We start from the raw sequence: 24,456 nt of genomic DNA, 5'->3' as shown, positions 1-24,456 counted from the left end.
TCGGGAGCTCCTCCGCCTTGCGATGCACGGCACCGGACGCCGCGGGCCTTACCGGCGCTACTTTGACGACAGGGCCTAGGCCGTCCGGCGCCTGCCGCCCCGGAGGGCCATGTAGATCATGTCGCCCAGGCCGACCACGACCACCGCTCCGGCAAGCTGCAGCAAGTGCCGGATCCAGTCGATGCCCCGGGTGTCGTGGACCCCGATCCACGTCGCGACGGCGTTGCCGAGGACGCCGCCGACGATGCCGAAGACGGTGGTCAGCCACAGGGGTTGGTGCTGCTTGCCAGGCAGGATGGCCCGGGCTATCAGGCCCAGTACGAATCCGACGATGATCGCCCACAACCAATGCATGTCGAGCCTCCTCCTGGCGCGTTGTGCGCATGTGGGGCCAGTCTCGACGCCGGCGGCGAACGGCGCATTTCGGACAGCCCCGTTCGGGGGACACCCCCTCTCCCCGCCTCCGGACCGGCGGCGTACGGTGGAAGGGTCCGGACCGGGGAGTGTCCGGCGGGCGGATCGGGTGGTGGAGCATGCAGCGGACGAAGCGGAACGGGCCCGAGGTCTTCCGGATCACGGGGGCCCGGATGGGACTCGCCGACGATGTGCGGGGGCGCCAGCGCCGGTACGTCATCTCGATGGGCATCAGGACCCTGTCGGTGGTCGCCACGGTGGTCCTGTGGAACGTGGAGCGCCACGTGGCCATGGTGACGCTGGCCGCCGGCCTGCTGCTGCCGTACATCGCCGTGGTCATCGCCAACGCCGGGCGCGAGTCGACGCCCTCGTTGCCCTCGCACTTCGTGCCCGCCCCTGTGCGCCCCGCACTGGACCCGGGAAACCTCAGTAAAAGCTCAGATCAATCATGAAGTTCCGGTGCACGCCGCCGGGTCCTGCGTGACATACTGCCTACGCGCTCCGCATCCCCCGTCGGAGCGACGGACCGACGCCGGGCAGCTCCCCCCGTGGCTGCCCGGCGTCGCCCTTCCGTTTGTAGGGTTGAGGCTGTGACTTCCCCTGATACGAACGCGCCCCGCACCGACTCCGACGCCACCTGCTCCGCCAAGGGCTGCCGTGACGCGGCGGTCTGGGTCCTGGCGTGGAACAACCCGAAGCTGCACACGCCGGAGCGGCGCAAGACCTGGCTGGCGTGCGAGGAGCACCGCGAACACCTCTCCCAGTTCCTGGGGGTCCGCGGTTTCCTCAAGGACGTCGTGAAGCTGGACGAGTGGGTCCAGCCCGAGGGCTCGGAGCGCGAGCGCTAACCCCGCGCTCCGGCGTCAGCCGCCGATCGCCGACATGGGGCGGTCGGGCTGCAGGAAGGACGGGTCGTCGAGACCGGACCCGGCCTTCTTGCCCCACATCGCCACCTTCCACAGGCGGGCGATCTCCTCGTCCGGGGCGCCCGAGCGCAGTGCGGACCGCAGGTCCGACTCCTCGGTGGCGAACAGGCACGTACGGATCTGGCCGTCGGCCGTGAGCCTCGTACGGTCGCACGCGCCGCAGAAGGGGCGGGTGACGGAGGCGATGACCCCGACGGTGGCGGGGCCGCCGTCGACCACCCACCGCTCGGCGGGGGCGGAGCCGCGCTCTTCGGCGCCCTCCTCGGTGAGGGTGAAGCGGGTGCGCAGGGACTGCAGGATGTCGCCGGCGGTGATCATGCCGTCGCGCTTCCAGCCGTGCTGGGCGTCCAGGGGCATCTGCTCGATGAAGCGGAGCTCGTACTCGTTCTCCACGGCCCAGGCGAGCAGGTCGGGGGCCTCGTCGTCGTTCAGCCCCGGCATCAGGACGGCGTTGACCTTGACCGGGGTCAGGCCGGCCTCGCGGGCGGCGGCCATGCCGTCGATGACGTCGTGGTGGCGGTCACGGCGCGTGAGGGTCTTGAAGACCTCGGGGCGCAGGGTGTCGAGCGAAACGTTCACCCTGTCCAGGCCGGCGGCCTTGAGGGCCTGCGCGGTGCGCTTGAGGCCGATGCCGTTGGTGGTCAGGGACATCTTGGGGCGGGGCTCCAGGGCCGCGCACTGCTCCACGATCCCGACCAGGCCGGGCCGCAGCAGCGGCTCGCCGCCGGTGAAGCGGACCTCGGTGATGCCGAGGCTGGTCACGGCGATGCGGATCAGCCGGACGATCTCTTCGTCGCTCAGCAGATCGGACTTTCCCAGCCACTGCAGGCCCTCCTCGGGCATGCAGTACGTGCAGCGCAGGTTGCACCGGTCCGTGAGCGAGACGCGCAGGTCAGTGGCCACGCGGCCGTACGTGTCGAGAAGCATTGTGGGCCCCCTCCCCTGTCCGGATCTAGAGGTTCTGTGAGATCGAGCCTACGCGACCTGCGTGTCGGGAAGAGGTGCCCGAATGAACGAGACGTAACGCGGCCGCATCGTAGGGAAGTACGACGCGGCCACGCACGGTGTTCGGACGATCTCAGTGCGCCCCTGTTCCGGTGAGGGAGCGCACTTCCAGCTCGGCGAACTTCTGCGGGTCGGCTTCCTCCTTGGACAGGACGGTTCCGAGCCAGCCGAGGAGGAAGCCGAGGGGGATGGAGATGATCCCCGGGTTCTCCAGCGGGAACCAGTAGAAGTCGGCGTCCTTGAACATCGAGGTGGGCTTGCCGGAGACAACCGGCGAGAAGAGCACCAGGCCGACCGCCGAGACCAGGCCTCCGTAGATCGACCACAGCGCGCCCTGGGTGGTGAAGCGCTTCCAGAAGAGGCTGTAGAGGATCGTCGGGAGGTTGGCGGAGGCGGCGACCGCGAAGGCGAGGGCGACCAGGCCGGCGACGTTCATGTCGCGGGCGAGGGCGCCGAGGAAGATGGCGACGGCGCCGATGACCACGGTGGACCAGCGGGCGGCGCGCACCTCCTCCTTCTCGGTGGCCTGGCCCCTGCGGATGACGTTGACGTAGATGTCGTGCGCGAAGGACGAGGAGGAGGCCAGGGTCAGGCCCGCGACCACCGCGAGGATGGTGGCGAAGGCGACCGCGGAGATCACCGCGAGCAGGATCGCGCCGCCGGTGGAGTCCGCGCCGCCGCCGATCTCCTGGGCCAGGAGGGGTGCGGCGGTGTTGCCGGCCTTGTTGGAGGCCAGGATGTCGGCCCGCTTGAGCAGGGCCGCGGCGCCGAAGCCGAGGGCGATCGTCATCAGGTAGAAGGCGCCGATGATGCCGATGGCCCAGTTCACGGACTTGCGGGCGGCCTTGGCCGTGGGGACGGTGTAGAAGCGGATCAGGATGTGCGGCAGGCCGGCGGTGCCGAGGACCAGGGCGAGGCCGAGCGAGATGAAGTCCAGCTTGGTGAGCGAGTCCTTGCCGTACTTGAGTCCGGGCTCCAGGAACTTGGTGCCCTGGCCGCTGTTCTCGGCGGCCTGGCCCAGCAGCGCGGAGATGTTGAAGTCGAACTCCAGCAGCACCAGGAAGGTGATCAGCATGGCGCCCGCGATCAGCAGGACCGCCTTGATCATCTGGACCCAGGTGGTGCCCTTCATGCCGCCGATGGTCACGTAGACGATCATCAGTACGCCGACCAGTGCGACGACGGCGACCTTGCCGCCGTCGCTGCTGATGCCCAGGAGCAGCGAGACGAGCACGCCCGCGCCGGCCATCTGGGCGAGCAGGTAGAAGATCGAGACCACGATGGTGGAGGTGCCGGCGGCGGTGCGGACGGGCCGCTGGCGCATCCGGTAGGCGAGGACGTCGCCCATCGTGTAGCGGCCGGAGTTGCGCAGCGGTTCGGCGACGAGCAGCAGGGCCACCAGCCAGGCCACGAGGAAGCCGATGGAGTAGAGGAAGCCGTCGTAGCCGAAGAGGGCGATGGCTCCGGCGATGCCGAGGAAGGACGCGGCGGACATGTAGTCGCCGGAGATGGCCAGGCCGTTCTGGAAGCCGGTGAACTGGCGGCCGCCGGCGTAGAAGTCGGCGGCATCCTTGGTCTGGCGGCCGGCCCAGACGGTGATGATGAGGGTGGCGACGACGAACAGGCCGAACAGGGTGATGATCAGGGGGCGGTGCTCGGTCGCCCCGGCGGCGACCGTCAGCTGTGGGATCGCGCTCATGCTCCGGCCTCCATGCGCTTCTTGATGGCCTCGGCCTTGGGGTCGAGCTTGGCGGCGGCGTGCCGCGAGTACAGCCAGGCGATCAGGAAGGTCGTCAGGAACTGGGCGAGGCCGAGGACCAGCGCGACGTTGATGTTGCCGAAGAGCTTGGTCCCCATGAAGCCGCCCGCGTAGCTGGACAGCAGGACGTAGAGCAGGTACCAGGCGATGAAGGCCACGGTGAGCGGGAAGGCGAAGGACCGGTAGGAGCCGCGCAGTTCGGCGAATTCGGGGCTCTGCTGGACGCGCGTGAACTCTTCGGCCGACAGGTTCGCCGGGGCCGGTCCCGCGCCGCTTGGCGGCGGCGCTGCTTCGGTGGTCACGGGGGGTTCTCCTTGTGACGCGGGTGCGGTGGGGACGACGGACAAAACAACCTCCGTGTGGGGGGACGGTGGTGCTGATCCCCCCTGTCAACGGCACGGCCGGCGCGTCGCGACGGTTCAACACCCACTGATTCTTTGAGAACTTCTTTCTCGAACTGATGGCGCAGAAGGGAACGTCAACGCTAGGTTCGCGTGTCATGAACCCGTCCGACGCGACCGCGTGCGGACGGCTTTTTCACGGATGATGTGGAGAACCCATGGCTCATCTGGGACACGGCCGCCGGCGAGCTCTCGCCGTTCCGGTCGGCCTGGCGCTCACTGCCTCGCTCGCCTTCCTGCCCTCGGTGGCGGCCTCGGCCGCACCGCTGGGCAACACGGCGGACTCGGCGACGGCCGCGACGGCCGCCACCACCGGCCCGAAGCTGTCCTACGTGGCGAACCTGAACGTGTACGCCACGGCGACGGCGGCGAAGAAGGCCATCGAGCGGGCCGGTGGGACCGTGGTGATCGCCCACGAGCAGATCGGGGTCATCGTCGCGCACTCCCAGAACCCGGAGTTCGCCAAGCAGCTGCGGGCGCAGCGCGGCCTGTTCAATTCGGTCGGCGCCACCCGCACGGCCCCCCTCCAGGCGGTGCAGACCACCGAGGAGGGCACGACGCAGCAGCTGAGCGCGGCGGACGCCGCCAAGGCCGCCGCGCAGGCCGAGCCGGGGCAGGAGCCCCTGGAGTCCAACCAGTGGGACCTGCGGGCGATCAAGGCCGACGCGGCTCACCAGATCAACGATGGCAGCACGGACGTCACCGTGGGTGTCATCGACACGGGTGTCGACGACACCCACCCCGACTTGGCCCCGAACTTCTCCAAGGAGCAGTCGGCCAACTGTGTCGGCGGCGTCGCGGACACCACCGAGGGCGCGTGGCGCCCGTACGCCGACGGCAGCGACCACGGCACCCACGTGGCCGGCACCATAGCCGCGGCCCGCAACGGGGTCGGCATCAGCGGTGTCGCGCCGGGCGCCAAGGTCGCCGGTATCAAGGTGAGCGAGCCGGGGACCAGCCTCTTCTACACCGAGGCGGTCGTCTGCGGCTTCATGTTCGCCGCCGAGAAGGGGATCGAGGTGACCAACAACAGCTACTACGTCGACCCGTGGAACTACACCTGCAAGAACGACGACGACCAGAAGGCGCTGGTGGAGGCCCTCGCCCGGGCCACCAAGTACGCCGAGCGCAAGGGCGTGCTCAGCGTGGCCTCGGCCGGCAACTCGAACCACGACCTGGCCGGCGACTCGATCCTGGACGACACCAGCCCGAACGACACCACCCCGGTTCCGCGCACCATCGACCCGAAGGTCTGCCTGGACCTGCCCACCCAGCTGCCGGGTGTGGTCACGGTGAGCGCGACCGGCGACAAGGGCTTCAAGTCGTACTACTCGAGCTACGGCCTGGGTGTCGTCGACGTCGCCGCCCCCGGTGGCGACAAGTGGCAGGTCCCGGCCACCCCGGACGCCAACGGCCGCGTGCTGTCGACCGTCCCCGGCGGCGGCTACGGCTACAAGCAGGGCACCTCGATGGCCGCCCCGCACGTCGCGGGCGTCGCGGCCCTGCTCAAGAGCGCGCACCCGACGGCCACGCCCTCGCAGCTCCAGGCCATGCTGAAGGCCCAGGCCACCAAGGCGGACTGCCCGGCGAAGGTCTACGACGGCACCGGCAACCTGATCGACGCCACCACCTGCCAGAGCAAGTGGGGCCAGACGGGCTACTACGGCGCGGGCGTGGTCGACGCGCTCAAGGCCGTCAAGTAACCACGCACGAGTGAGCGGGCCGGGCGGGGAACATCCCGCCCGGCCCGTTCGCGTTCGCGTTCGCCGGTCAGGGCTTGATCATGACCTTCAGCGCGCTGCGGTCGTCCATCGCGCGGTAGCCGTCCGGGACCTCGTCCAGGGACACGGCCCGGTCGAAGACGGGGGCCGGGTCGATCGCGCCGCTCAGCACGTCCTCCAGCAGCTCCGGGATGTAGGCCCGGACGGGCGCCACACCGCCGCGCAGGGTGATGTTGCGGTCGAACATCACGCCGAGGTCGAGGCCGGTGCCGCTGCCGTGCGGGACGCCGACGTAGCCGATGGCCCCGCCGTCGCGGGTGATGTTCACGGCGGTGCGCATCGACATCTCGGTTCCGACGGCCTCGATGACGGCGTGCGCGCCCTGGCCGCGGGTCAGCTCGCGGACGGCGGCCTCGGCGGCCTCGCCGCGCTCGGCGACGACGTCGGTGGCCCCGAAGAGCTTGGCGATGTCCGTACGGGCGCTGTGGCGGCCCAGTGCGATGATCCGGTCGGCGCCGAGCCGCTTGGCCGCGAGGACGCCGCACAGCCCGACCGCGCCGTCACCGACGACGGCGACGGTGGAGCCCGCGCGGACGCCGGCGCCCAGGGCGGCGTGGTGGCCGGTGCCCATGACGTCGGACAGCGCGAGCAGCCCGGTCAGCAGGTGGTCGTCGGAGGCGGCCGCGGCGGGCAGCTTCACCAGGGTGCCGTCGGCGTGCGGGACCCTGACCGCCTCGCCCTGGCCGCCGTCGTGGCCGACCGAGCCCCAGAAGCCGCCGTGCGGGCAGGAGGTGTACAGGCCCTCGGAGCAGTAGTCGCAGGTGCCGTCGGACCACATGAACGGGGCGACGACGAGGTCCCCGGCGCGCAGGCCGGAGACGGCGGAGCCGGTCTCCTCGACGATGCCGAGGAACTCGTGCCCGATGCGCTGCCCGGGCCGGCGCTCGGCCTCGCCGCGGTAGGCCCACAGGTCGCTGCCGCAGATGCAGGCGCGCAGGACGCGGACGACGGCGTCCTCGGGGCGCTGGACCGCAGCGTCGGGCACCTCCTCCACGCGGATGTCGTACGGGGCGTGGATGACGGTGGCGCGCATGGTGGTGCAGCCCTCCGGGGGGATAGTTCAGTCTTGGCAGTGTCTGCCTTGTGTGGCTTCCCTACGGTACGCCCGGGCGGCGGTGATCGCGCCCACGGCCAGCAGGTACTGGGCCGCGAGGTAGGTGGCCATGATCCAGAAGTCGGGGCGCGGCAGCTGGGGCCACTCGGCGACCCCGGTCGCGATGAGGGTGTCGGAGAGCAGGAACAGCGCCCCGCCGGCGCCCGCCACCCGGCCCAGGGCGCTGGAGCGGTAGGCCATGGCGGTGAGCAGCAGGCTGTATCCGGCGACGGGGATCCGCAGCCCGGCCGGCAGGTCCGTCCAGAGCAGCGTGACGGTCCCGACGAGCGCGAGGGCGTACGCGCCCCCGAGCGCGGGACTGGTCCCGCGCCGGCCGAAGAGGACGAGGTAGCAGACGTGCCCGGCGGCGAAGGAGCCCATGCCGGCGAGGAAGGCGGGCTCGGCGTCGAAGAGCAGGGCCAGGTCCCCGCCCCAGCCGAACAGCAGGGCGGCGATCAGCAGGCGGGGCACTCGGCGGGTGCCCCCGTATCCGGCGCAGCAGACGTAGGCCACCAGCAGCGGCATCAGCAGCGGCTTGGCGAGCACGTGCCCGAGGTGCCAGCCGGCCAGCAGCGAGCCGAGGTCGGCGGCCGCGGCCGCGCCGAAGGCGGCGAGCAGCACCTGTCCGGTACGGGTGGCGGCCACCGGCCGGACCGCCCAGGACGGCGTACGGGTCTCGGCGGCGCTCACGCGGCGGGCTCCCGCTCCAGGGCTGCCTCGGCCGGGGCCGGCTGCCAGCCGGGCCCCCGGAACACCCGCCCGGCGCGCTCGCGCCAGCTGCCGGCGGCGCGTACGTCGCGGGCGATGGCGGCGTACTCGTGGGTGGCCACGCGCAGCGGGTTGTAGGTGCTGATGTTCTTGGTGAGGCCGAAGACGGGCTTGTCGGTCTCCCCCACCCAGGAGCCGAACATACGGTCCCAGACGATGAGGATCCCGCCGAAGTTGCGGTCCAGGTAGCCGCCCTGGGAGGCGTGGTGGACGCGGTGGTGGGAGGGGGTGTTGAGGACGTACTCGAAGGGCCGGGGCAGCTTGCCGATGCGCTCGGTGTGGATCCAGAACTGGTAGACGAGGTTGACGGAGTAACAGAACGCCACGGCGGCCGGATGCACCCCGAGGGCGATCATCGGCAGGTAGAAGGGCCAGGAGGTGGCACTGGTCCAGGGCTGGCGCAGCGCGGTGGTGAGGTTGAACTTGCGGCTGCTGTGGTGGACGACGTGGCAGGCCCACAGGATGCGGATGACGTGGTGCCCGCGGTGCTGCCAGTAGTAGCAGAAGTCCTGCGCGAGCAGCATCAGGAGCAGGGTCCACCACAGCACCGGCACCCGCAGGGGGGTCAGTTCGTACACCGCGGTGTAGACGGCGACGACCGGGATCTTCCAGAGCAGGTCGAAGACGAGGCTGCCGAGTCCCATGCCGACGCTGGTGACGGCGTCCTTGGTCTCGTACCCGGCGGAGTCCTCGTCGGGATGGATCCGGTAGCTCACCAGCTCGATGACGGTGAGCAGCACGAAGGCGGGTATGGACCACAGCACGACATCGGGCAGGTTCGGCATGTCCGCACCATAGAGGCGCCTTCGGGGGCGCCGCTAGGGGTTGTTACCGATCGGTATCCATCGGGGTTACCGGCGGTACTCGGGATAGGGTCCGGGCCGGGAGAAGACCTGGGGGGAGACCGGGATGACAGGACTGGAGACGGCCGTCTTACGGGCGGCGACCACGGCGGCCGGGATGCTGCTGAAGGCGCACCTCGGGCACGTGCCGGGGGCCGGCCTCACCGACAGGGCGGTGCGCCCGGCCGCCCGCCGGCGCCGGCCGGCGCAGCTGGGCGAGCCGGAGATCCGCCGGCTCGCCGCCGGACTCGCGGACCGGCTCGGGGCCGCCGCGGACCGGCTGCCGGAGCACGAACGCCTGGCCGCGCTGGACGCGGTCGCCGACGCCTTCGCCTTCGCCGGACTGGGCACGGTCGACGCCGACGCCCTCTTCGCGGCGGACCTGGACCCGGCGGCGCTGGCGGCCGCCCTGCCCGTGCCGCCCGGGGCCGGCCTGAGCCCCGCGGCCGAGGCCGCCTGCCGGGACCTGATCCGGCTGGCCTGCCTCCACGCGGTGGAGTACCTGACGACCCTGCCGGGGTTCGGGGCCCGGGCCGATGTGGAACTGGTCCGCAGGACCGGCGAGCTGGCCCGGGCGGTGGACCGCCTGGGCACCACCGGCACGGGGGCCGCGTACGCCTTCGAGGAGCGGTACGCCCACTACGTCGCCGAGGCCCACGGCCGGCTCCAGCTGTTCGGCCTGACCACGGGCCGGGCCCGGGAGGAATGGCCGCTGGACCTCGCCTACATCAGCCTCGCGGTCAGCGGCGAGCAGCAGCAGCTGCTGCCGGGCGAGCCGGGCATGCACCAGTCCACCGTCAAGGCGGAGCAGGCGCTCGGCGCGGCGGACCGGGTACTGCTGCGCGGCCCGGCGGGCTCGGGCAAGAGCACCCTGGTCCAGTGGCTGGCCCTGAACGCGGCCCGGCAGACGGGCGGGCCGTGGAGCACCTGTGTGCCGTTCGTCCTGCGGCTGCGGTCCTTCACCACGGCCGAGAACCTGCCGCTGCCCGAGGAGTTCCTCAAGTCCTCGGGCGTTCCCCTGTCCGCCCCGCCCGGCTGGGTCGAGGACCTGATGCTCAGCGGCCGCGCCCTGGTCCTGATCGACGGGGTGGACGAGGTCCCGCAGCGGCTGCGCACCCGCACCGAGACCTGGCTGCGCTCGCTCGTCTCGGCCTTCCCGAAGGCCCGGTACGTGGTGACCACCCGGCCCTCGGCGGTGCCGGAGGACTGGCTCGCCGGGCAGGGGTTCACCCCGCACTCCCTGCTGCCGATGGAGCGCGAGGACGTGGCGGCGTTCGTCGCGCACTGGCACCGGGCGGCCCGGGCGGAATGCGGAGCCGGCCCCGCCGGGGAGGACCTCGACGCGTACGAGGCCGCGCTGCTGGAGGCGGTGTCGGCGCGCCGGGACCTGGGCCGGCTGGCGACCAACCCCCTGATGTGCGCCCTGCTCTGCGCGCTCAACCGCGACCGCCGCATGCAGCTGCCCCGGGCCCGCAAGGAGCTGTACGACGCGGCGCTGGACATGCTGCTGGTCCGGCGGGACACGGAGCGGGAGATCGCCGGGGTCGAGGGGGTCTACCTCACCCGGGACGAGCAGATCCTGCTGCTCCAGCGGTTCGCGTACTGGCTGATCCGCAACGGCCAGGTGGAGGCGGGCCGGGAGGAGGCCGTCGAGCTGGTGGCGCAGTGGCTCGAAGCGATGCCGCAGGTGCGCGAGCAGGGCGGCCCGGAGCAGGTGTTCGCGCACCTGCTGATCCGCAGCGGGCTGCTGCGCGAACCGGTGAAGGGCTCGGTGGACTTCGTCCACCGCACCTTCCAGGACTACCTGGGCGCGAAGGCGGCGGTGGAGTCGCGGGACTTCGGCGTGCTGGTGAAGAACGCCCACGACGACACCTGGGACGACGTGGTCCGCATGGCGGTGGGCCACGCCCGCCCCGACGAGCGCACCCGTCTGCTCCGGGGCCTGCTGCGCCGAGCGGACAAGGTCAAGGGCGCCCGAAGCCGTCTGGTCCTCCTGGCCGCCGCCTGCCTGGAACACGCCCCGGAACTGGACCCGTCCCTCCGCGGCGAGATCCAGTCCCGGACCGCCGAGCTGCTGCCGCCGCGCACGCCGGAGCAGGCGGAGGAGCTGGCGAAGGCCGGGGAGCTGGTGCTGGAGCTGCTGCCGGGGCCTGAGGCGACTCTCGAAGACGAGGCGGCTGCGTGCATCCGGACGGCGGCGCTGATCGGCGGACCGCGGGCCATGGGGGTGATCGCCCGCTTCCGCCATGACGCCCGCACCAGCGTGGGGTGGGAGGTGGCACGGAGCTGGCAGCACTTCGACGCCGCACCGTTCGCCGACGAGGTACTGGCTGACACCACCCTCGGCAGGATCATGGTCATGGTCCGCACGCCCGAGCAACTGGCCGCCCTCGCCGGGCTGCGGCACGTGGAGAGCCTGCACATCAGCGATGCCGAGGGAGTCCCGGAGCACTTGGCCGACCTGCGTCTGAAGAGCGTCGTGCTGTTCCAGAACGGGCTGACAGACCTCGGAGCGCTGACCGTTCACGAGGAACTCAGCTACCTGGGCCTCTACCGCTGCCCGAACCTGTCCGGGCTGGCACCGCTCACGGCTCTCCCGCAGCTCAAGAGCCTGATGCTGGCGAACCTGCCCGACGGACTGGACTTCTCGCCCCTGGCGGAACTGCGCGCACTCGACTGGCTGTCGCTCGCCACGCGGACAGGCGTGCGGCGCGTGTCGGACCTCCCGGCCCCTCGAACCCTCACCACGCTCGTGGTGGACGACCCCGACGTTCGGCTCGACTCCCTGGAACCATGGCCGGGCCTCAAGGCCCTGACCCTCATGAACGCCGCGCACGTGGCCGATCTGACAGCACTCACGCCACTGCCCGGGCTCCACACCCTCGGCCTGATGGACCAGCAGGATCTGGATCCCGCGGTCCTGCTCGGCCAGCCCCAGCTGACCGAGCTGCACCTGAACAACTGCCATTGCCCGGAGGGGCTGGAGGCACTCCGGGACCTCCCCGAACTGAGACGCCTGACCCTCGCCGGCTTCAGCGGCGGCCACTACGACCTCTCCCCGCTCACCGAGCTGCACCAGCTGGAAATCACCCTCGGTGCGAAGATCGAGATCGAGGGGGCGGGAGGGATCCCGCCCGAGCGGATCCGGCGCCTGAGCCCCTGGTGATCCGCCCGGCGGGAGCCGCTCGTCACCAGACCCGGACCGACGCCCCTCGGGCGAAGGCCGGGCTGGTGGCTTCCGGCGGGATCTGCGTCAGGGGCTCGGCTATCTCCGAGACCAGCGGGCCGTGTTTGGCGGCCAGGGTGTCCAGGAACGCGAGGTCGAAGCCGTAGACGCGGGCCGCGTTGCCGCCGGCCATCGCGGCGACCTCCTCGCGCGGCAGGCCCGCGTACGCGATGCGCAGGCCCTCCCGGGAGTACGGGGTGGTGCCCTCGTCGTGGGGGAAGTCGCTGCCCCACATGATCTTGTCGAGGCCGATCCGTTCCCGCAGCGGGACCTCGTGGGGGCGCATGAAGCTGGCCCCCACGAAGCAGTTGTCCCGCCACACCTCGCTCGGGCCCCGGCCCATCGATTCGGCCAGGCCCGCGCCGAACTTGGCCTCCGCCGTGGACGCCGCCGCGACCAGGCGGCCGTGGTAGTAGTCCAGCATCTCCAGCACCCCGGGGATCCAGCCGGAGCCCTGTTCCGTCAGGACCAGCTTCAGGCCCGGGTGGCGGCGGAAGGCCCCGCCGAAGATCAGGTGCCACAGGGCCCGGTGCGAGAACCAGGTGGTCTCCACCATGAAGACGGCCCGGGCCGCCGGTTCGTCCCCGAGCGGGGGCGAGGCCGAGCCGCCGTGGTGGTTGACCGGGACGTCCAGTTCCGCGCACACCGCCCAGATCGGGTCGTAGGCGGCCGAGTACAGCTCGGGGACCGGTGAGCCCGGTGGGACGCCGGGCAGCAGAATGCCGCCTGTGAGGCCCGCGGCCTTGGTGCGGCGGATCTCCGCCACCGCCGCGTCCACGTCGTTGAGGAGGATCTGCGCCACCCCGGCCCGCCGCCCCGGCGCGTCCGCGCAGAAGTCGGCCAGCCACCGGTTGTGCGCCTGGAGGCCGGCCCAGCGCAGCTCGTACTCCTCGGCCGTGGGCGGCTGGGCCATCAGCGAGGCCTTGGGGAAGAACGGCGGGATGGTGTTGGGGAAGAGGACCTCCGCGACGATGCCGTCCGCTTCGAGTTCCGCCAGCCGGCGCCGGGAGTTCCAGTTGAGGTCCGCCGTGTCGGCGAGGAGGTCCTCGTACGGGTTCACGTACGTGGCGGCCCACGCGTCGAAGGCCTCGTGGTGGCGCTTCTCCAGGTACGGCCGGTAGTCGAGCAGGTCGGCGCCCGCGTGGCAGTCGGCCGAGATGACGGTGTAGCGGTCTTCGGTCATGAGGAGACCCCGAGGACCGGGAAGTCGTGGTCGGTCAGCCAGTGGCGGCCCACCTCGCGGGAGCGGGCCCAGGAGGCCTCGACCGCGGCCTGGTCCGGGGACTGGCCGAGCTCGGCCGGGGTGGGGCCGATCCGGCGGGCGATCGGGGCGAGCGCGGCCGTGTCGAAGCCGAACACCTCGGCGGCGGCGAGGCCCAGCATGCGGCGGGTCTCGGCGACCGGGATGTCGTGGAAGGTGTTCTTCAGCCAGTTGCGGGTGTTCGGCCAGGTGCCCTCGGGGTGCGGGAAGTCCGAGCCCCACAGGATGTTGTCCACGCCGATCTCGTAGCGCTGGGCCAGTTCGCGCCGCTTGGTGTTGGTGGCGCAGATGAAGACCTGCCGGTCCAGGTACTCGCTCGGCGGGCGCTTCAGCTCCGCGAAGGGGGAGAGCTTCTTGCCCCCGTGCGCGCCGAGGTAGAGGCGGTCCATGAACCAGAGCTGGTTCGGCAGCCACCAGCAGCCGGATTCCGCCACGCCGAACCTGAGGCCCGGGTGGCGCTCGAAGACGCCGGACCAGAGCAGGAACCACAGCGGGCGGGCCGGCCACCAGGTGACCTCGGAGACGTAGATGCCCAGGTGGTTCCCGTACTCGTGGCGGGGCGCGGCCCCGGAGTGGGTGACGATCGGCATCGCCGTCTCGGCCGCCGCCGCCCACACCGGGTCGTAGCGGCGGTCGTGGTAGGGGGCCTGGTCCACCCACATGGAGGGGATCATCAGGGCGCCGAGGCCGGACTCCTTGGCCCGGTGGATCTCCGCGACCACCTTGTCCGGCTCGCCGGTGATGGGGAGGAGGGCGACCCCGCAGTGCCGTTCGGGATTCTGCGAGACGAACTCCGCCAGCCAGCGGTTGTGGGCCTGCGCCCCCGCCATGCCCAGCTCGGGGTCCTGGTCGCCGGACAGGCCGAGGCCCACCCCGAAGGGGGCGGCCGTCTGGCTGTCGACGGCGTCCGCGTCGGGGAAGACGACCTCGGCGGCCACTCCGTCGCCGTCGAGTTCCTTGAGCCGCTGCGTGGTGTCCCAGCCGCCCTTGAGGCCTTCCTCGTGGTCGTGGAACCACTTCTCGGCGAAGGCCTCGTTGCGCACGCCGAGCCGGGTGGCCTCCTCGCGGCGGGCGTCGCGCTGGCCGAGGAACTCGTCGAACTGGGGGTGGAAGCGGGAGTCGAGGTAGGGGCGGTACCGCTCGGTGGGCAGTCCCGCGTGGCAGTCGGAGGAGATGATCAGGTACGGGTCTTCGTACGCGTTCACTGCGGGGCTCCTCAGTCGAGGATGAAGTGTTCGAGGTAGGCGGGGTTGGCGCGGTCGAGCATCGACCGCGACCGGGCGCGGATCTGCCGGTCGCTGTGCTCGCTCGCCGGCAGCATCCAGAAGCGGTCGGCGCGGATGCCGTCGACGACGTGCTCCGCGACCTCCTCGACCGGGGTGAACTCCACCTCGTGGCCGGCCTGCTTCATGGCGGCCTCGTACTGGTCGAGGCTGCGGTACGGGGACCTGCGCGGGCGCTCCTTCGCGTAGCGCCCGGGCCGGTTGCGGTGCGACTCCCACAGGCCGGTGCGCAGCATGTGCGGTCCGGGGAAGAGGACGGAGGCGCCGACGGCCGCGCCCTCCGCCCGGAGGTGGGCGTACAGGGACTCGGTCATGGTGACCACGGCCGCCTTGGTGACGGCGTACACGGAGGCGGTGGGCAGGGGGGCGATGCCGCCGTCGCCGGAGGAGGTGTTGACCACGTGCCCGGGGGTACCGGCCGCGATCATGCGGGGGACGAAGGCCTGGATGCCGTGGAAGACGCCCCAGACGTTGACGGAGAAGGCCCACTTCCAGTCGTTGGGCTCGTGCTCCCACATCCGGCCCTCGGCTCCGGATCCGACGCCCGCGTTGTTGCACAGCACGTGCACGGCGCCGAAGGCGTCGTAGGCGGCGTCGGCGAGGGAGAGCACGGAGTCGCGCTCGCTGACGTCGACGGTCCGGGCGAGCACCCCGGCCCCGTCCGCGGCGAGTTCGTCGGCGGCCTTGCGCAGGGCGGCCTCCTCCACGTCGGCGAGGACCACCTTGAGCCCCTCGGCGGCGAAGCGGCGGGCCATGGCGAGGCCGATCCCGCTCGCGGCGCCGGTGACCACGGCCACCTGTCCTGCTTCGAGCCGCATGTCACACACTCCCCTCGGGCGGGCCGTCGAGGATCTGGAGCGGGTCGTCGTAGCGCTGGTGGATGTACGGGAGCAGGGCCTGGGCGCTGACCCGCTCGACGACCCGGCCCTTCTGGTCGGTGGTCTTCTCGCCGATGGTGAGCTCCACGAGGCGGCGTACGGGGAGGTCGGCGACGGGGTCGAACATCGACTCGCGGAGCACCACGTCACCGGTGATGTGCTCCAGCTTGCGGACCTTCTCGTTGCGCGTGCAGTGCACGAGCACCGGGTCGGCGTCCAGGCCCGAGCCGTCCACCGCCGGGAGGAACTTGAAGTAGAAGTCGGTCTTCACCGCCGGCCCCGGCAGCGGCAGCTCGCGGTCGACGGCCCCGCGGACCTCCACGAAGGCGATCCCGTGCCGGGCGAGGGCGGCCCGTACGACGAGCCCCTCGCGCTCGACGGTGACCTCGCCCAGCTTCTTCGGTTCGCCGAAGACCTCGCGGCCGCCGATCAGGGCGCGCTCGTGGGTCATCGGCATGACCAGCGGGTACCAGCCCTCGACCCCGGCGTGCCGGGCGGCGACGGCCACCGAGCCGGCGCCGAGCGGGTAGCCGGGCAGGTCGACCTTGCTGATGTTGGCCCGTACGAGGGGCCGTTCGGCGGGCTTGAGCGGCGGGGGCAGGACCGCCGCGACCACGTCGGGATCGCTCTCCCAGACGGCGACGACTCCGGTGGACCAGATGTCGGGGAGCTTGGAACTCTTCTCGCGCGACGCCGCGATCTCGGCCTCGGTCCGCGCTCCGTACCGTACGCGTGCCATGTCTCGCACCACCTCTCGTTCGGTTCTGTAACACAGTTACACCGCCACCGATGAAGGGTAAAGACCCCTGCACACAAGAGAACTGACGGATCGACAGATGGGTGGCCGGATCCATGGGCAGAAGCGCGCTGACCCGCGAGGAGGTGCTGGAAGTGGCCGCCGCCCTGGTCAGGCGGCACGGGCCGGCCGCCCTCACCATGCGGGGGCTCGCCGCCGAGCTGGGCACGGCGGTGACCTCCATCTACTGGCACGTCGGCAACCGCGAGCAGCTGCTCGACGCCCTCGTGGAGCGGACCGTGGAGGAGATGGGCGCCATCCGGCCGGCCGGCCGCGCCCCCGCCGAGCGGATCCTGTCGGTGGCCCGGATCCTGCGGCGCGAACTGCGCGAGCGCCCGCACCTGATCGCGATGGTCCACGAACGCGGGCTGACCGAGCGGATGTTCCTGCCCGCCCAGCGGGCCCTGGTCGACGAGGTGCACGCCGCCGGGCTGCGGGGGGCGCGGGCCGCCGACGCGGTGCGCGCGATCCAGTTCCAGATCGTCGGCTTCCTGCTCGTCGAGCGCAACCGCGAGCGCTCCCCCGCCCAGTCGCCGGGCGAGGGCGAGCTGTGGGACCCGGACGCCGCCCCCGGCGACCCGGCGCTCGCCCGGGCCCTGGCCCGCCCGGCGGACCCGGAGCGGCTGTTCCTGCTGTCGGTGCGGGCCCTGACGGAGGCCCTGCTGAGACCGGTCGGGTAATCGGTTTGCCCCGGCGCGGGGGCCCGTGATGGGATCGGTCGCGCGGGGGCGGCTCCGCGGCGTGCATCCTTCTCACTCCTCCAACGAATCCGCGCGCCCACTCTCCGCCCCCGCTTTGTCGTTCCCGGAAGGGGAGTTCACCCGTGTCTGCCATCGAGTCCGTCCTGCTGCGCCGGCTCCGGACCGTCTACGTCGACCAGCCGCCGGCCGCCGCGTCTCCCGGCCACGAAGGGGTGCGCCCCTTGGAGGGCGAGCTCCTGGAGCGCGGCCACGCGCTGAGCCCGGAGCTGCACGCGGCGCTTTCGGTGCTCGCGCCGACCGACCTCGCCGAGGAGCGGCTGCGGCTGCTCGCGCTGGTGGACGAGCTGATGGGCGCCGACCGGGCTCACAAGCCGCTCTTCCGCCGCTTCCCCTTCTCGGTCCCGCACGACACCGAGCGCTGGTACGTCAGCCGCGTCTTCGCCCTGCTGCTCCAGGAACCCGAGCAGCCGTGCGTGCTGTGCGGCGAGACCGGCACGGTCCACCCCGTCGCCCCCTGCGCGCACCTCGTCTGCCGCTCCTGCTGGGACGGCGCCGACTACACCGGCTGCCCGGTCTGCCACCGGCGCGTCGACGCCGCCGATCCCTTCCTGCGCCCGGGCCTCGTCGGCCGGGCCGCCCGCGCCGCCCGGGCGGGACTCAAGGACGAGGATCCGCCGGCGGGCCCGCTGCGGCTGCTCCGGCTCGGCACCGGCCTGGCGGACGACTGCGCCCGGGTGGTCGCCTCGCTGCTCGCCCGGCAGACCCCGCTGTCCCCCGAGGACCGTGACGACTTGGACCTCCTGCTGCCCGCCGCCCCGGCGGACCTCGGCTGGATCCCCGAGGAGATCCCCGTACGGGAGACCAAGGCGCAGGTCCTCGGCACGCTGCTCGGCGACTGGCGGACCGAGGACGCCGCCCGTCCGCTGCTCGCCACCCGGCTCACCACCGCCACCGACGTGCTGCGGCTGCTCGCCGTGCTCTCCCGCGGGGACGCGGGCCTGCTGCCGCTCCCCCGGTTCACGAGCCCCGGCCGGCCGCTGCGCCGGGAACTCCTCGCGGTGCTCGACGCGTTGAACCCCCAGTACCTGGTCGAGGACCTGCTGCGGCACCCGGTGGCCTGGAAGCGGGCCGCCGAGACCCTGCACCCCTTCGAGCGGTACGCCCGGCACCCGCGGGCCGCGCTCGCCTTCGCCGTGCTGCGGGGCACCACCGTGTCCGCCGCCACACGGCTCGGTGCGGCGCTGCTGGAGACGGCCGCCGCGCACCCGGAGGCCGTCCGCGTGGACGGGGACCGGATCCGGCCCGTCACCTGGGCCGGCCGGCTGGAGCAGGCCCTCGCCGAGGGGGACGCGGGGGCGGCCGTCGCGCTCGCCGGGCAGCGCCCGGGTGAACTCGTACGCCGCCTCGACCACCTGCTGCGCCTGCACCCGGGCGAGGAGCCGCTGCCCGAGCTGGAGCAGGCACTCGAACGGGGGCTTCCCAAGGTGGGCGCGGGCCCCCTGCTGTCCGCGCTCGGCGCGCTGCGGACGCGCGCCGAGGACCGTGCGGGCGGGCGCCGGGTGTTCTTCCCGCGCGGCCAGGTGGCGCGGGCCCAGGTGGCGTGGGAGGAACGGGATCCGCTGCCGGCGCCCCTCGTCGGGGCGGTCGTGGCCCGGCTGGAGGGCGAGGTGCTGCGCCGGTTCGGCGCCGCCGAGGGGGAACCGTACGAGCTGGCCGTCCTCGACTCCGGACTCGCGGACCTGACCGTGCCCTTCGGCGAGCGCACCGCCGCCAAGGCGCTGGTGGCCGTCCCGCGCGGCAGTACACAGACCCTGCCCGAGGGCGAGGTGCTGCGGCTGTTCCTGCACTGGATGCAGCCCGCGGGCGACCGCACCGACCTGGACCTGTCCGTCGCCTTCTTCGACGCCGGCTGGAAGTTCACCGGCGTGTGCGACTACACCAGCCTGCGGCACGGGCCGCTCGGGGCCGCCACCCACTCGGGTGACCTCACCTCGGCGCCCGCGCCGGACGGCGCCACCGAGTACGTGGACCTGGACCTGGCCGCCCTCGCATCGAGCGGGGACGTCTACGCGGTCCCGCTGGTCTTCAGCTACAACAACGTGCCCTTCGACGAGCTGCCGGACGCCTTCGCCGGCTTCATGGCCCTGCCGGCGGACGGCCCGCGCGGTTCCTCGTACGACCCGCGGACCGTGCGCCAGCGCTTCGACCTGGCGGGCGAGTCCCGGGTCTGCATGCCGATGGTCGTGGACCTCACCGCCCGCCGGGCCCTGTGGGCGGACATCCACCTGCCGGCGTCGGGGGGCTTCCAGAGCGTGGCCTCGCACGGGGAGCGACTGGCGTCCGTGGCCCGGGACGTGTGGGAGCACTTCGACTCCGGGACCCGTACGACCCTGTGGGACCTGGCGGTGTGGCGGGCCGCGGCCCGCTCCCGCGAAGTGGCCGTCGTACGCCGGGCACCCCGTACGGGGCTGACCGACGAGCTGTGGCTGTACCGGGCCGGGGAGGACGAGCCGGTGGCCGGTTTCGCCGCCCGGGTCGCGGCGCTGGAGCCGCCGCAGGCCCGGCTGCCGCGCGAGGACGCCGACGCGGCCGCCGCCGAAGTGGCGGCGGGCAAGCGGGTCTTCCTGGCGACGGTGTACGGGGGCGCGGCTCCGTCCGGGGCGTCGGGGACGGCGTACCGGCTCTTCCCCGGGCCCGCCGAAGTGGCCGGATCCTTCTCCTCGGTGAGCGCCGGGGACCTGGTGGCGGAACTGGCGACCTGACCGGGGCCTGGCCGGGGGCGGGGCTGGACTGAAAGGGCATCGGGCCACGGCTGTCAGTCCGTGCCGATATCCTCTGTGACCATGCCTTACGACCGTACGACCGCAGAGGCGGAATGGCCGACCGCGTACCCACAGGGGTACGCGGTCGTCGACGTGGAGACGACCGGGCTCGCTCGCGACGACCGGATAATCTCCGCAGCCGTCTACCGGCTCGACGCTCAGGGCAACGTGGAGGACCACTGGTACACCCTGGTCAACCCGCGCCGGGACCCGGGCCCCACCTGGATCCACGGCCTGACCAGCGCGATGCTCCAGGACGCTCCGCTCTTCGAGGACATCGCCGAGGAGTTCGCGGGGTGGCTCGCCGACCGGGTGCTCGTCGCGCACAACGCCATCTTCGACTGGCAGATGATCGCCCGGGAGTACGCGCGGGCCTCCGCGACCGCGCCGGTGCGCCAGCGGCTGTGCACCATCGCCCTGTCGAAGGAGCTGAACCTCCCGCTGCCCAACCACAAGCTGGAGTCCCTCGCCGCGCACTTCGGCGTGGTCCAGCAGCGCGCCCACCACGCGCTCGACGACGCCCGGGTGCTGGCGGAGGCCTTCCGTCCGTCGCTGCACGCGGCCGCGCGGGACGGCGTACGGCTGCCCCTGCTGGAGTGCCGCCCGCTGACGGAGTGGTCGGACTCCCCCGCCGCGCCCCGCGTCGGCTACCAGTCCTCCTACGGGAGCGGCGGCAGCTGGCGGGCCTCGCGCAAGCGGCCGCCGTGCCCGTACCCGAACCCGGGGCGCTTCGAGGACGGCAAGCCGCTCAGGCAGGGCATGCGGATCGCCTTCTCCGGCGACACCTCCGTGGACCGGGAGCTGCTGGAGGACCGGGCGGTGGAGGCGGGCCTGCACATCGCGACGAGCGTGTCCCGGCTCACCAGCCTGCTGGTGACCAACGACCCCGACTCCGCGACCTCCAAGACCGTCAAGGCCAAGTCCTTCGGGACCCCGGTCGTGGACGAGGTGGCCTTCACCCAGCTGCTGCGCGACGTGGCGGCGGCCGAGGAGAAGTAGCGGCGTTGCTCCGGCCGGGTGCAGGGGCGGCGACTCACCCCGGTGGATCTTGCTCCGGTCGGCCGCCCCGCAGAGCATGCGGCGCATGGCACGTTGTGAGGTCTGCGGAAACGACTACGGGATGTCCTTCGAGGTGCACGCGCAGGGCGCGGTGCACGTCTTCGACTGCTTCTCCTGCGCCATCCACCGCATGGCGCCCATCTGCGAGCACTGCCGGGTCCAGATCATCGGGCAGGGCGTCGAGGTCGAGGGCCAGTGGTTCTGCGGCGGGCACTGCGCCCGGGCGGAAGGGAAGGTGGGCGTCGTCGACCACGTCTGATCCCCCGGCCCCCCTTTCGTGCGGCCCCGGAAGGCCACCCGGCCTCCGGGGTCCTGTCCGCTGCGGGTACCGTCGTGGGCGTGTACCGCTTTGTGCTGACCCGGCAGTGGGTGTGCCTCACCCTCATCGCCCTCGTCCTCATCCCCGTGATGATCAAGCTGGGGTTCTGGCAGTTCCACCGCCATGAGCACCGGGTCGCCCAGAACGAGCTGATCGCGAAGAACCTGTACGCGGAGCCGGCGGCGGTGACCGGGGTCACCTCGCCGGGGCACACCGTCCCGAGGCCCGACTACTGGCGTGCCGTCACCGCCACCGGTACGTACGACTCCGCGCACGAGGTCGTCGTACGGATGCGCACCTCGAACGACGACAAGGTCGGCTTCCACGTGGTGACCCCGCTGGTGCTGGGCGACGGCCGGGTCGTGCTGGTCAACCGGGGCTGGGTGGCCGGCGGCGACGACCCGCGCGCCTACCCGCCGGTGCCGGCCGCGCCGTCGGGCGAGGTCACGGTGACCGGGCGGCTCAAGGCCGACGAGACCAGCGGCGGCAGCGGTATCAAGGACCGCAAGGGCCTGCCCGACCGCCAGGTGATGCTGATCAACAGCGAGCAGCAGGCGGCGTACCTGGGCAGGCCCGTGCTCGGCGGCTACCTCGAACTGACCGCGCCCGCGCCCGCGCCCGGCCCGGCGGACGGCGGCCCCGAGCCGGTGGCCGAGCCCGACCACGACTCGATCGGCCCGCACATGGCGTACGCCGTGCAGTGGTGGCTGTTCGCCGCGGCGGTGCCGGTGGGGTGGGTGATCCTGGTGCGGCGGGAGAAGCGCGACCGCGAGGAGGCGGCGGCGAAGGCCGTGTCGCCGGAGCCCGCTTCGGCGTAGGTTGTCCGGCATGGATCTTGGACTGAAGGACCGTGTCTACGTCGTCACCGGAGCCACCCGGGGCCTCGGCTTCGCCTCCGCGCGGGAACTCACCGCCGACGGGGCGAAGGTCGTACTGACGGGCAGGGACGCGAAGCGCGCGGCGGACGCCGCCGCCGAACTGGGCCCGAACGCGGTGGGCGTGGCCGCGGACAACTCCGACCCGGGCGCGGCGGCGCGGCTGGTGGCCACCGCCCGCGAGCGGTTCGGGCGCTTCGACGGCATCCTCATCAGCGTCGGCGGCCCCGCGCCGGGCTCCGCGGCGGACAACACCGACGAGCAGTGGGCGGCGGCGTTCGAGACGGTCTTCCTGGGCGCGGTCCGCCTCGCCCGGGCGGCGGCGGCCGAGCTGGGCGAGGGCGGGGTCATCGGCTTCGTGCTGTCGGGCTCGGTCCACGAGCCGATCCCCGGCCTCACGATCTCGAACGGCCTGCGGCCGGGGCTGGCGGGCTTCGCGAAGTCCCTGTCGGTGGACCTCGGCCCGCGCGGGATCCGCGTGGTCGGCCTGCTGCCGGCCCGGATCGACACCGACCGGGTGCGGGAGCTGGACGCGCTGTCCGGCGACGCGGACGCGGCGCGCGCGGGGAACGAGTCCCGCATCCCGCTGCGGCGCTACGGCACGCCGGAGGAATTCGGCCGGACCGCCGCCTTCGTCCTCTCCCCGGCGGCGTCGTACCTCACCGGCCTGATGCTCCCGGTGGACGGCGGCTCCCGCCACGGCTTCTAGCCACCCCCTTCTCCACGCGCCGCTCGCGCGGCGGCGGTCAGGCCACGCGTTGCGCGGGGTGGGGGGTGATCTTCAGGCGGGCTTCGGTGGGGAGGGCGGGGAGGCCCGCCGAGGTGCGGGCGTGGGTGAGGACCGGGCCGGCGAGCGCGGCCAGCGCATCGGCGGGGACGGCGTGGGGTTCCAGTTCCAGCGCCACCCGCAGGGTCGGGGCCCCGCGCCGGCCCCGCAGCGCGACCCGGCACCGGGCGACCCCGTCCAGCGCCGACACCTCGGCCGCCACCGCCGACTCCAGCGCGCGGCCCCGCAGCACCGCGAAGCCCCCGTCGCCGGTGTCCACCGCCAGCGCCGCGAGCCGGGAGCGCCGCAGTTGCGCCGTCAGCCACCACAGCGCCAGCAGCACGCACAGCGCCAGCGCGGCGAACACCACCCACCACCAGCCGCCCTCCAGGTGCCAGCGCCGCCGCAGCAGCGGGGCGTTCGGGCCGCCGAAGGGCCAGGACGCGGTCAGTACCGAGATCCCGGCCGCCAGCAGCACCAGCCCGGCCAGCGCCAGCAGCGCCCGGTTCACCGCGCCGAGCAGGGGCACGCCGCTCACCTCCTGACCCGGACCCGGGTCCGCGGCGGGTGCGCGAGGCCCAGTTCCCCGATGCCGACGGCGAGCACCTCGTCCAGGTCGGCCCGTACGTCGTCCAGTTCGCGGAAGTGCGAGGTGGCCCGGATCCCGACGTGGGTACGGCCCACCCTGACCCGCACCGAGCGGACCCCGGAGACCTCCATGGCCCGGTCCCGCAGGATCAGGGCGACGGCCCGGCGGCCGATGCCGGCCCGCACCCCGGGATCCGCCGCCATCGGCAGCAGCCCGCGCCGTCCGGGAGCCAGCGCCAGCAGCAACAGCACCGCTCCGGCCAGGGCCAGCAGGCCCCCGGCCACCAGTACCTCCGTGTCGGCCGGGGTGTGCCGCTCCAGCAGCCGGGCGAGTTCGCGGCGCCAGCGCATCCCGGGCCGGTGTGCGCGTACCGCGGCCAGGTCGTAGAGGAAGAGCCCCGCCACCGCGAGCACCACGAGCGCGCTGAGCGCGGCCGGGACCCGCCGGACGGACCGGAACCGGCGCGGCGGCGCGCTCACCGCAGCCGCCGGTCCCGCCCGGCGGGGGCCGGCCGGGTGTGGGTGGAGTGCAGGTGCTCGATGTCGATGTCGACCTCGGGGACCGCCATCGCCGCGCACTGTTCGATGCGCCGGGCGACCTGGCGGCGTACGGCCGCGCACTGGGCGGCGAGGTCGGAGGGGTAGTCCAGCTCCAGGCTCACCCGGACCCGCGCGATGTCGTGGTGGACGGTGACCGTCGCGTGCGGGACGGCGCCCGGCAGTGCCTCGAGCGCCTCCCGGGCGGCCTGCGCCGCGATCTTGGCGACGACCCGGTCGGCGATCCGGGTGGCCCCCCGCTCGGCGGGCGGCACCCGGGGCGGAGTGGCACGCGGCGCGGCGGAACGCGGCGGCGCAGGACGCGGTGCGGGCCCGGGCGGAGTGCTCATCGGCGC

General features: G+C 72.8%; 24 protein-coding genes. 10 read left to right on the top strand and 14 right to left on the bottom strand.

The genetic code is table 11. From position 1 onward, the window contains the following. Positions 1 to 75: 75 nt before the first annotated feature. Positions 76 to 354: a GlsB/YeaQ/YmgE family stress response membrane protein gene (locus OOK34_RS21935; protein WP_267035562.1), complete on the bottom strand. Its 279-nt coding sequence runs from the start codon at positions 352 to 354 to the stop codon at positions 76 to 78. Positions 355 to 533: 179 nt separating this feature from the next. Here OOK34_RS21935 and OOK34_RS21930 point away from each other — a divergent pair, with 179 nt between their 5' ends. Continuing rightward, positions 534 to 866, top strand: a complete 333-nt coding sequence (locus OOK34_RS21930; RefSeq protein WP_267035561.1) for a DUF3099 domain-containing protein — start codon at positions 534 to 536, stop codon at positions 864 to 866. Between the two features lie 138 nt (positions 867 to 1,004). Further along, entirely contained in the window at positions 1,005 to 1,262 is a 258-nt protein-coding gene (locus tag OOK34_RS21925; RefSeq protein WP_267035560.1) for a hypothetical protein, read from the top strand. A gap of 15 nt (positions 1,263 to 1,277) precedes the next feature. On the opposite strand, the gene moaA is transcribed toward OOK34_RS21925, so the two are convergent. The 3 genes from moaA to OOK34_RS21910 all read right to left on the bottom strand — a co-directional run bounded on the left by moaA (position 1,278) and on the right by OOK34_RS21910 (position 4,406). After that, entirely contained in the window at positions 1,278 to 2,267 is a 990-nt protein-coding gene (moaA, locus tag OOK34_RS21920; protein ID WP_267035559.1) for a GTP 3',8-cyclase MoaA, read from the bottom strand. A gap of 151 nt (positions 2,268 to 2,418) precedes the next feature. Then, positions 2,419 to 4,044, bottom strand: coding sequence for a cation acetate symporter (locus OOK34_RS21915; protein WP_267035558.1), 1,626 nt, complete (start codon positions 4,042 to 4,044; stop codon positions 2,419 to 2,421). Continuing rightward, positions 4,041 to 4,406 (bottom strand): DUF485 domain-containing protein, encoded by a 366-nt coding sequence (locus OOK34_RS21910; RefSeq protein ID WP_267035557.1) that lies wholly within the window; start codon positions 4,404 to 4,406, stop codon positions 4,041 to 4,043. Before OOK34_RS21910 ends, OOK34_RS21915 begins: the two co-directional genes overlap by 4 nt. 257 nt (positions 4,407 to 4,663) lie before the next feature. Here OOK34_RS21910 and OOK34_RS21905 point away from each other — a divergent pair, with 257 nt between their 5' ends. Continuing rightward, positions 4,664 to 6,208: a S8 family serine peptidase gene (locus tag OOK34_RS21905; protein WP_267035556.1), complete on the top strand. Its 1,545-nt coding sequence runs from the start codon at positions 4,664 to 4,666 to the stop codon at positions 6,206 to 6,208. 67 nt (positions 6,209 to 6,275) lie between these two features. On the opposite strand, the gene OOK34_RS21900 is transcribed toward OOK34_RS21905, so the two are convergent. The 3 genes from OOK34_RS21900 to OOK34_RS21890 are packed head-to-tail and all read right to left on the bottom strand — an operon-like array spanning position 6,276 to position 8,932. Then, entirely contained in the window at positions 6,276 to 7,319 is a 1,044-nt protein-coding gene (locus OOK34_RS21900) for a zinc-dependent alcohol dehydrogenase family protein (RefSeq protein ID WP_267035555.1), read from the bottom strand. Positions 7,320 to 7,346: 27 nt separating this feature from the next. Next, complete coding sequence (locus OOK34_RS21895) at positions 7,347 to 8,069, bottom strand: lysoplasmalogenase (RefSeq protein WP_267035554.1); 723 nt, start codon at positions 8,067 to 8,069, stop codon at positions 7,347 to 7,349. After that, entirely contained in the window at positions 8,066 to 8,932 is an 867-nt protein-coding gene (locus OOK34_RS21890) for a sterol desaturase family protein (protein WP_267035553.1), read from the bottom strand. Before OOK34_RS21890 ends, OOK34_RS21895 begins: the two co-directional genes overlap by 4 nt. A gap of 124 nt (positions 8,933 to 9,056) precedes the next feature. Here OOK34_RS21890 and OOK34_RS21885 point away from each other — a divergent pair, with 124 nt between their 5' ends. Beyond that, a complete protein-coding gene (locus tag OOK34_RS21885) occupies positions 9,057 to 12,155 on the top strand; it encodes an NACHT domain-containing NTPase (RefSeq protein WP_267035552.1) in 3,099 nt (1,032 codons plus the stop codon). A 22-nt stretch (positions 12,156 to 12,177) separates the two neighbouring features. On the opposite strand, the gene OOK34_RS21880 is transcribed toward OOK34_RS21885, so the two are convergent. The 4 genes from OOK34_RS21880 to OOK34_RS21865 are packed head-to-tail and all read right to left on the bottom strand — an operon-like array spanning position 12,178 to position 16,376. After that, positions 12,178 to 13,398, bottom strand: a complete 1,221-nt coding sequence (locus tag OOK34_RS21880; RefSeq protein ID WP_267035551.1) for an amidohydrolase family protein — start codon at positions 13,396 to 13,398, stop codon at positions 12,178 to 12,180. Further along, positions 13,395 to 14,681 (bottom strand): amidohydrolase family protein, encoded by a 1,287-nt coding sequence (locus OOK34_RS21875; RefSeq protein WP_267035550.1) that lies wholly within the window; start codon positions 14,679 to 14,681, stop codon positions 13,395 to 13,397. Before OOK34_RS21875 ends, OOK34_RS21880 begins: the two co-directional genes overlap by 4 nt. Before the next feature lie 11 nt (positions 14,682 to 14,692). Beyond that, complete coding sequence (locus OOK34_RS21870; protein ID WP_267035549.1) at positions 14,693 to 15,577, bottom strand: SDR family NAD(P)-dependent oxidoreductase; 885 nt, start codon at positions 15,575 to 15,577, stop codon at positions 14,693 to 14,695. Position 15,578: 1 nt separating this feature from the next. Continuing rightward, entirely contained in the window at positions 15,579 to 16,376 is a 798-nt protein-coding gene (locus OOK34_RS21865) for an acetoacetate decarboxylase family protein (RefSeq protein WP_267035548.1), read from the bottom strand. Between the two features lie 113 nt (positions 16,377 to 16,489). On the opposite strand from OOK34_RS21865, the gene OOK34_RS21860 reads away from it, so the two are divergent. The 6 genes from OOK34_RS21860 to OOK34_RS21835 all read left to right on the top strand — a co-directional run bounded on the left by OOK34_RS21860 (position 16,490) and on the right by OOK34_RS21835 (position 22,918). Next, positions 16,490 to 17,113: a TetR/AcrR family transcriptional regulator gene (locus OOK34_RS21860; protein ID WP_267035547.1), complete on the top strand. Its 624-nt coding sequence runs from the start codon at positions 16,490 to 16,492 to the stop codon at positions 17,111 to 17,113. A gap of 143 nt (positions 17,114 to 17,256) precedes the next feature. Then, positions 17,257 to 19,896, top strand: coding sequence for an MXAN_6230/SCO0854 family RING domain-containing protein (locus OOK34_RS21855; protein ID WP_267035546.1), 2,640 nt, complete (start codon positions 17,257 to 17,259; stop codon positions 19,894 to 19,896). Positions 19,897 to 19,977: 81 nt separating this feature from the next. After that, complete coding sequence (locus OOK34_RS21850) at positions 19,978 to 20,955, top strand: DEDDh family exonuclease (protein WP_267035545.1); 978 nt, start codon at positions 19,978 to 19,980, stop codon at positions 20,953 to 20,955. 85 nt (positions 20,956 to 21,040) lie between these two features. Beyond that, positions 21,041 to 21,274, top strand: coding sequence for a hypothetical protein (locus tag OOK34_RS21845; protein ID WP_267035544.1), 234 nt, complete (start codon positions 21,041 to 21,043; stop codon positions 21,272 to 21,274). 80 nt (positions 21,275 to 21,354) lie between these two features. Next, on the top strand, positions 21,355 to 22,152 hold the full coding sequence (locus OOK34_RS21840; RefSeq protein ID WP_267035543.1) for an SURF1 family protein: 798 nt from the start codon (positions 21,355 to 21,357) through the stop codon (positions 22,150 to 22,152). A gap of 10 nt (positions 22,153 to 22,162) precedes the next feature. Beyond that, a complete protein-coding gene (locus tag OOK34_RS21835; RefSeq protein WP_267035542.1) occupies positions 22,163 to 22,918 on the top strand; it encodes an SDR family oxidoreductase in 756 nt (251 codons plus the stop codon). A gap of 37 nt (positions 22,919 to 22,955) precedes the next feature. On the opposite strand, the gene amaP is transcribed toward OOK34_RS21835, so the two are convergent. Genes amaP through OOK34_RS21820 form a run of 3 tightly spaced genes read right to left on the bottom strand, consistent with a single transcriptional unit; the run spans position 22,956 to position 24,450 of the window. Next, complete coding sequence (gene amaP / locus OOK34_RS21830; protein WP_267035541.1) at positions 22,956 to 23,513, bottom strand: alkaline shock response membrane anchor protein AmaP; 558 nt, start codon at positions 23,511 to 23,513, stop codon at positions 22,956 to 22,958. Beyond that, positions 23,510 to 24,043, bottom strand: coding sequence for a DUF6286 domain-containing protein (locus tag OOK34_RS21825; protein ID WP_267035540.1), 534 nt, complete (start codon positions 24,041 to 24,043; stop codon positions 23,510 to 23,512). The genes amaP and OOK34_RS21825 overlap by 4 nt, the downstream gene beginning before the upstream one ends. Further along, positions 24,040 to 24,450, bottom strand: coding sequence for a hypothetical protein (locus OOK34_RS21820; protein ID WP_267035539.1), 411 nt, complete (start codon positions 24,448 to 24,450; stop codon positions 24,040 to 24,042). The genes OOK34_RS21825 and OOK34_RS21820 overlap by 4 nt, the downstream gene beginning before the upstream one ends. Positions 24,451 to 24,456: the final 6 nt, after the last annotated feature.

It is taken from the genome of Streptomyces sp. NBC_00091, assembly GCF_026343185.1.
Taxonomy (GTDB): domain Bacteria; phylum Actinomycetota; class Actinomycetes; order Streptomycetales; family Streptomycetaceae; genus Streptomyces.
This window is presented reverse-complemented; position numbering and strand designations above follow the sequence as displayed.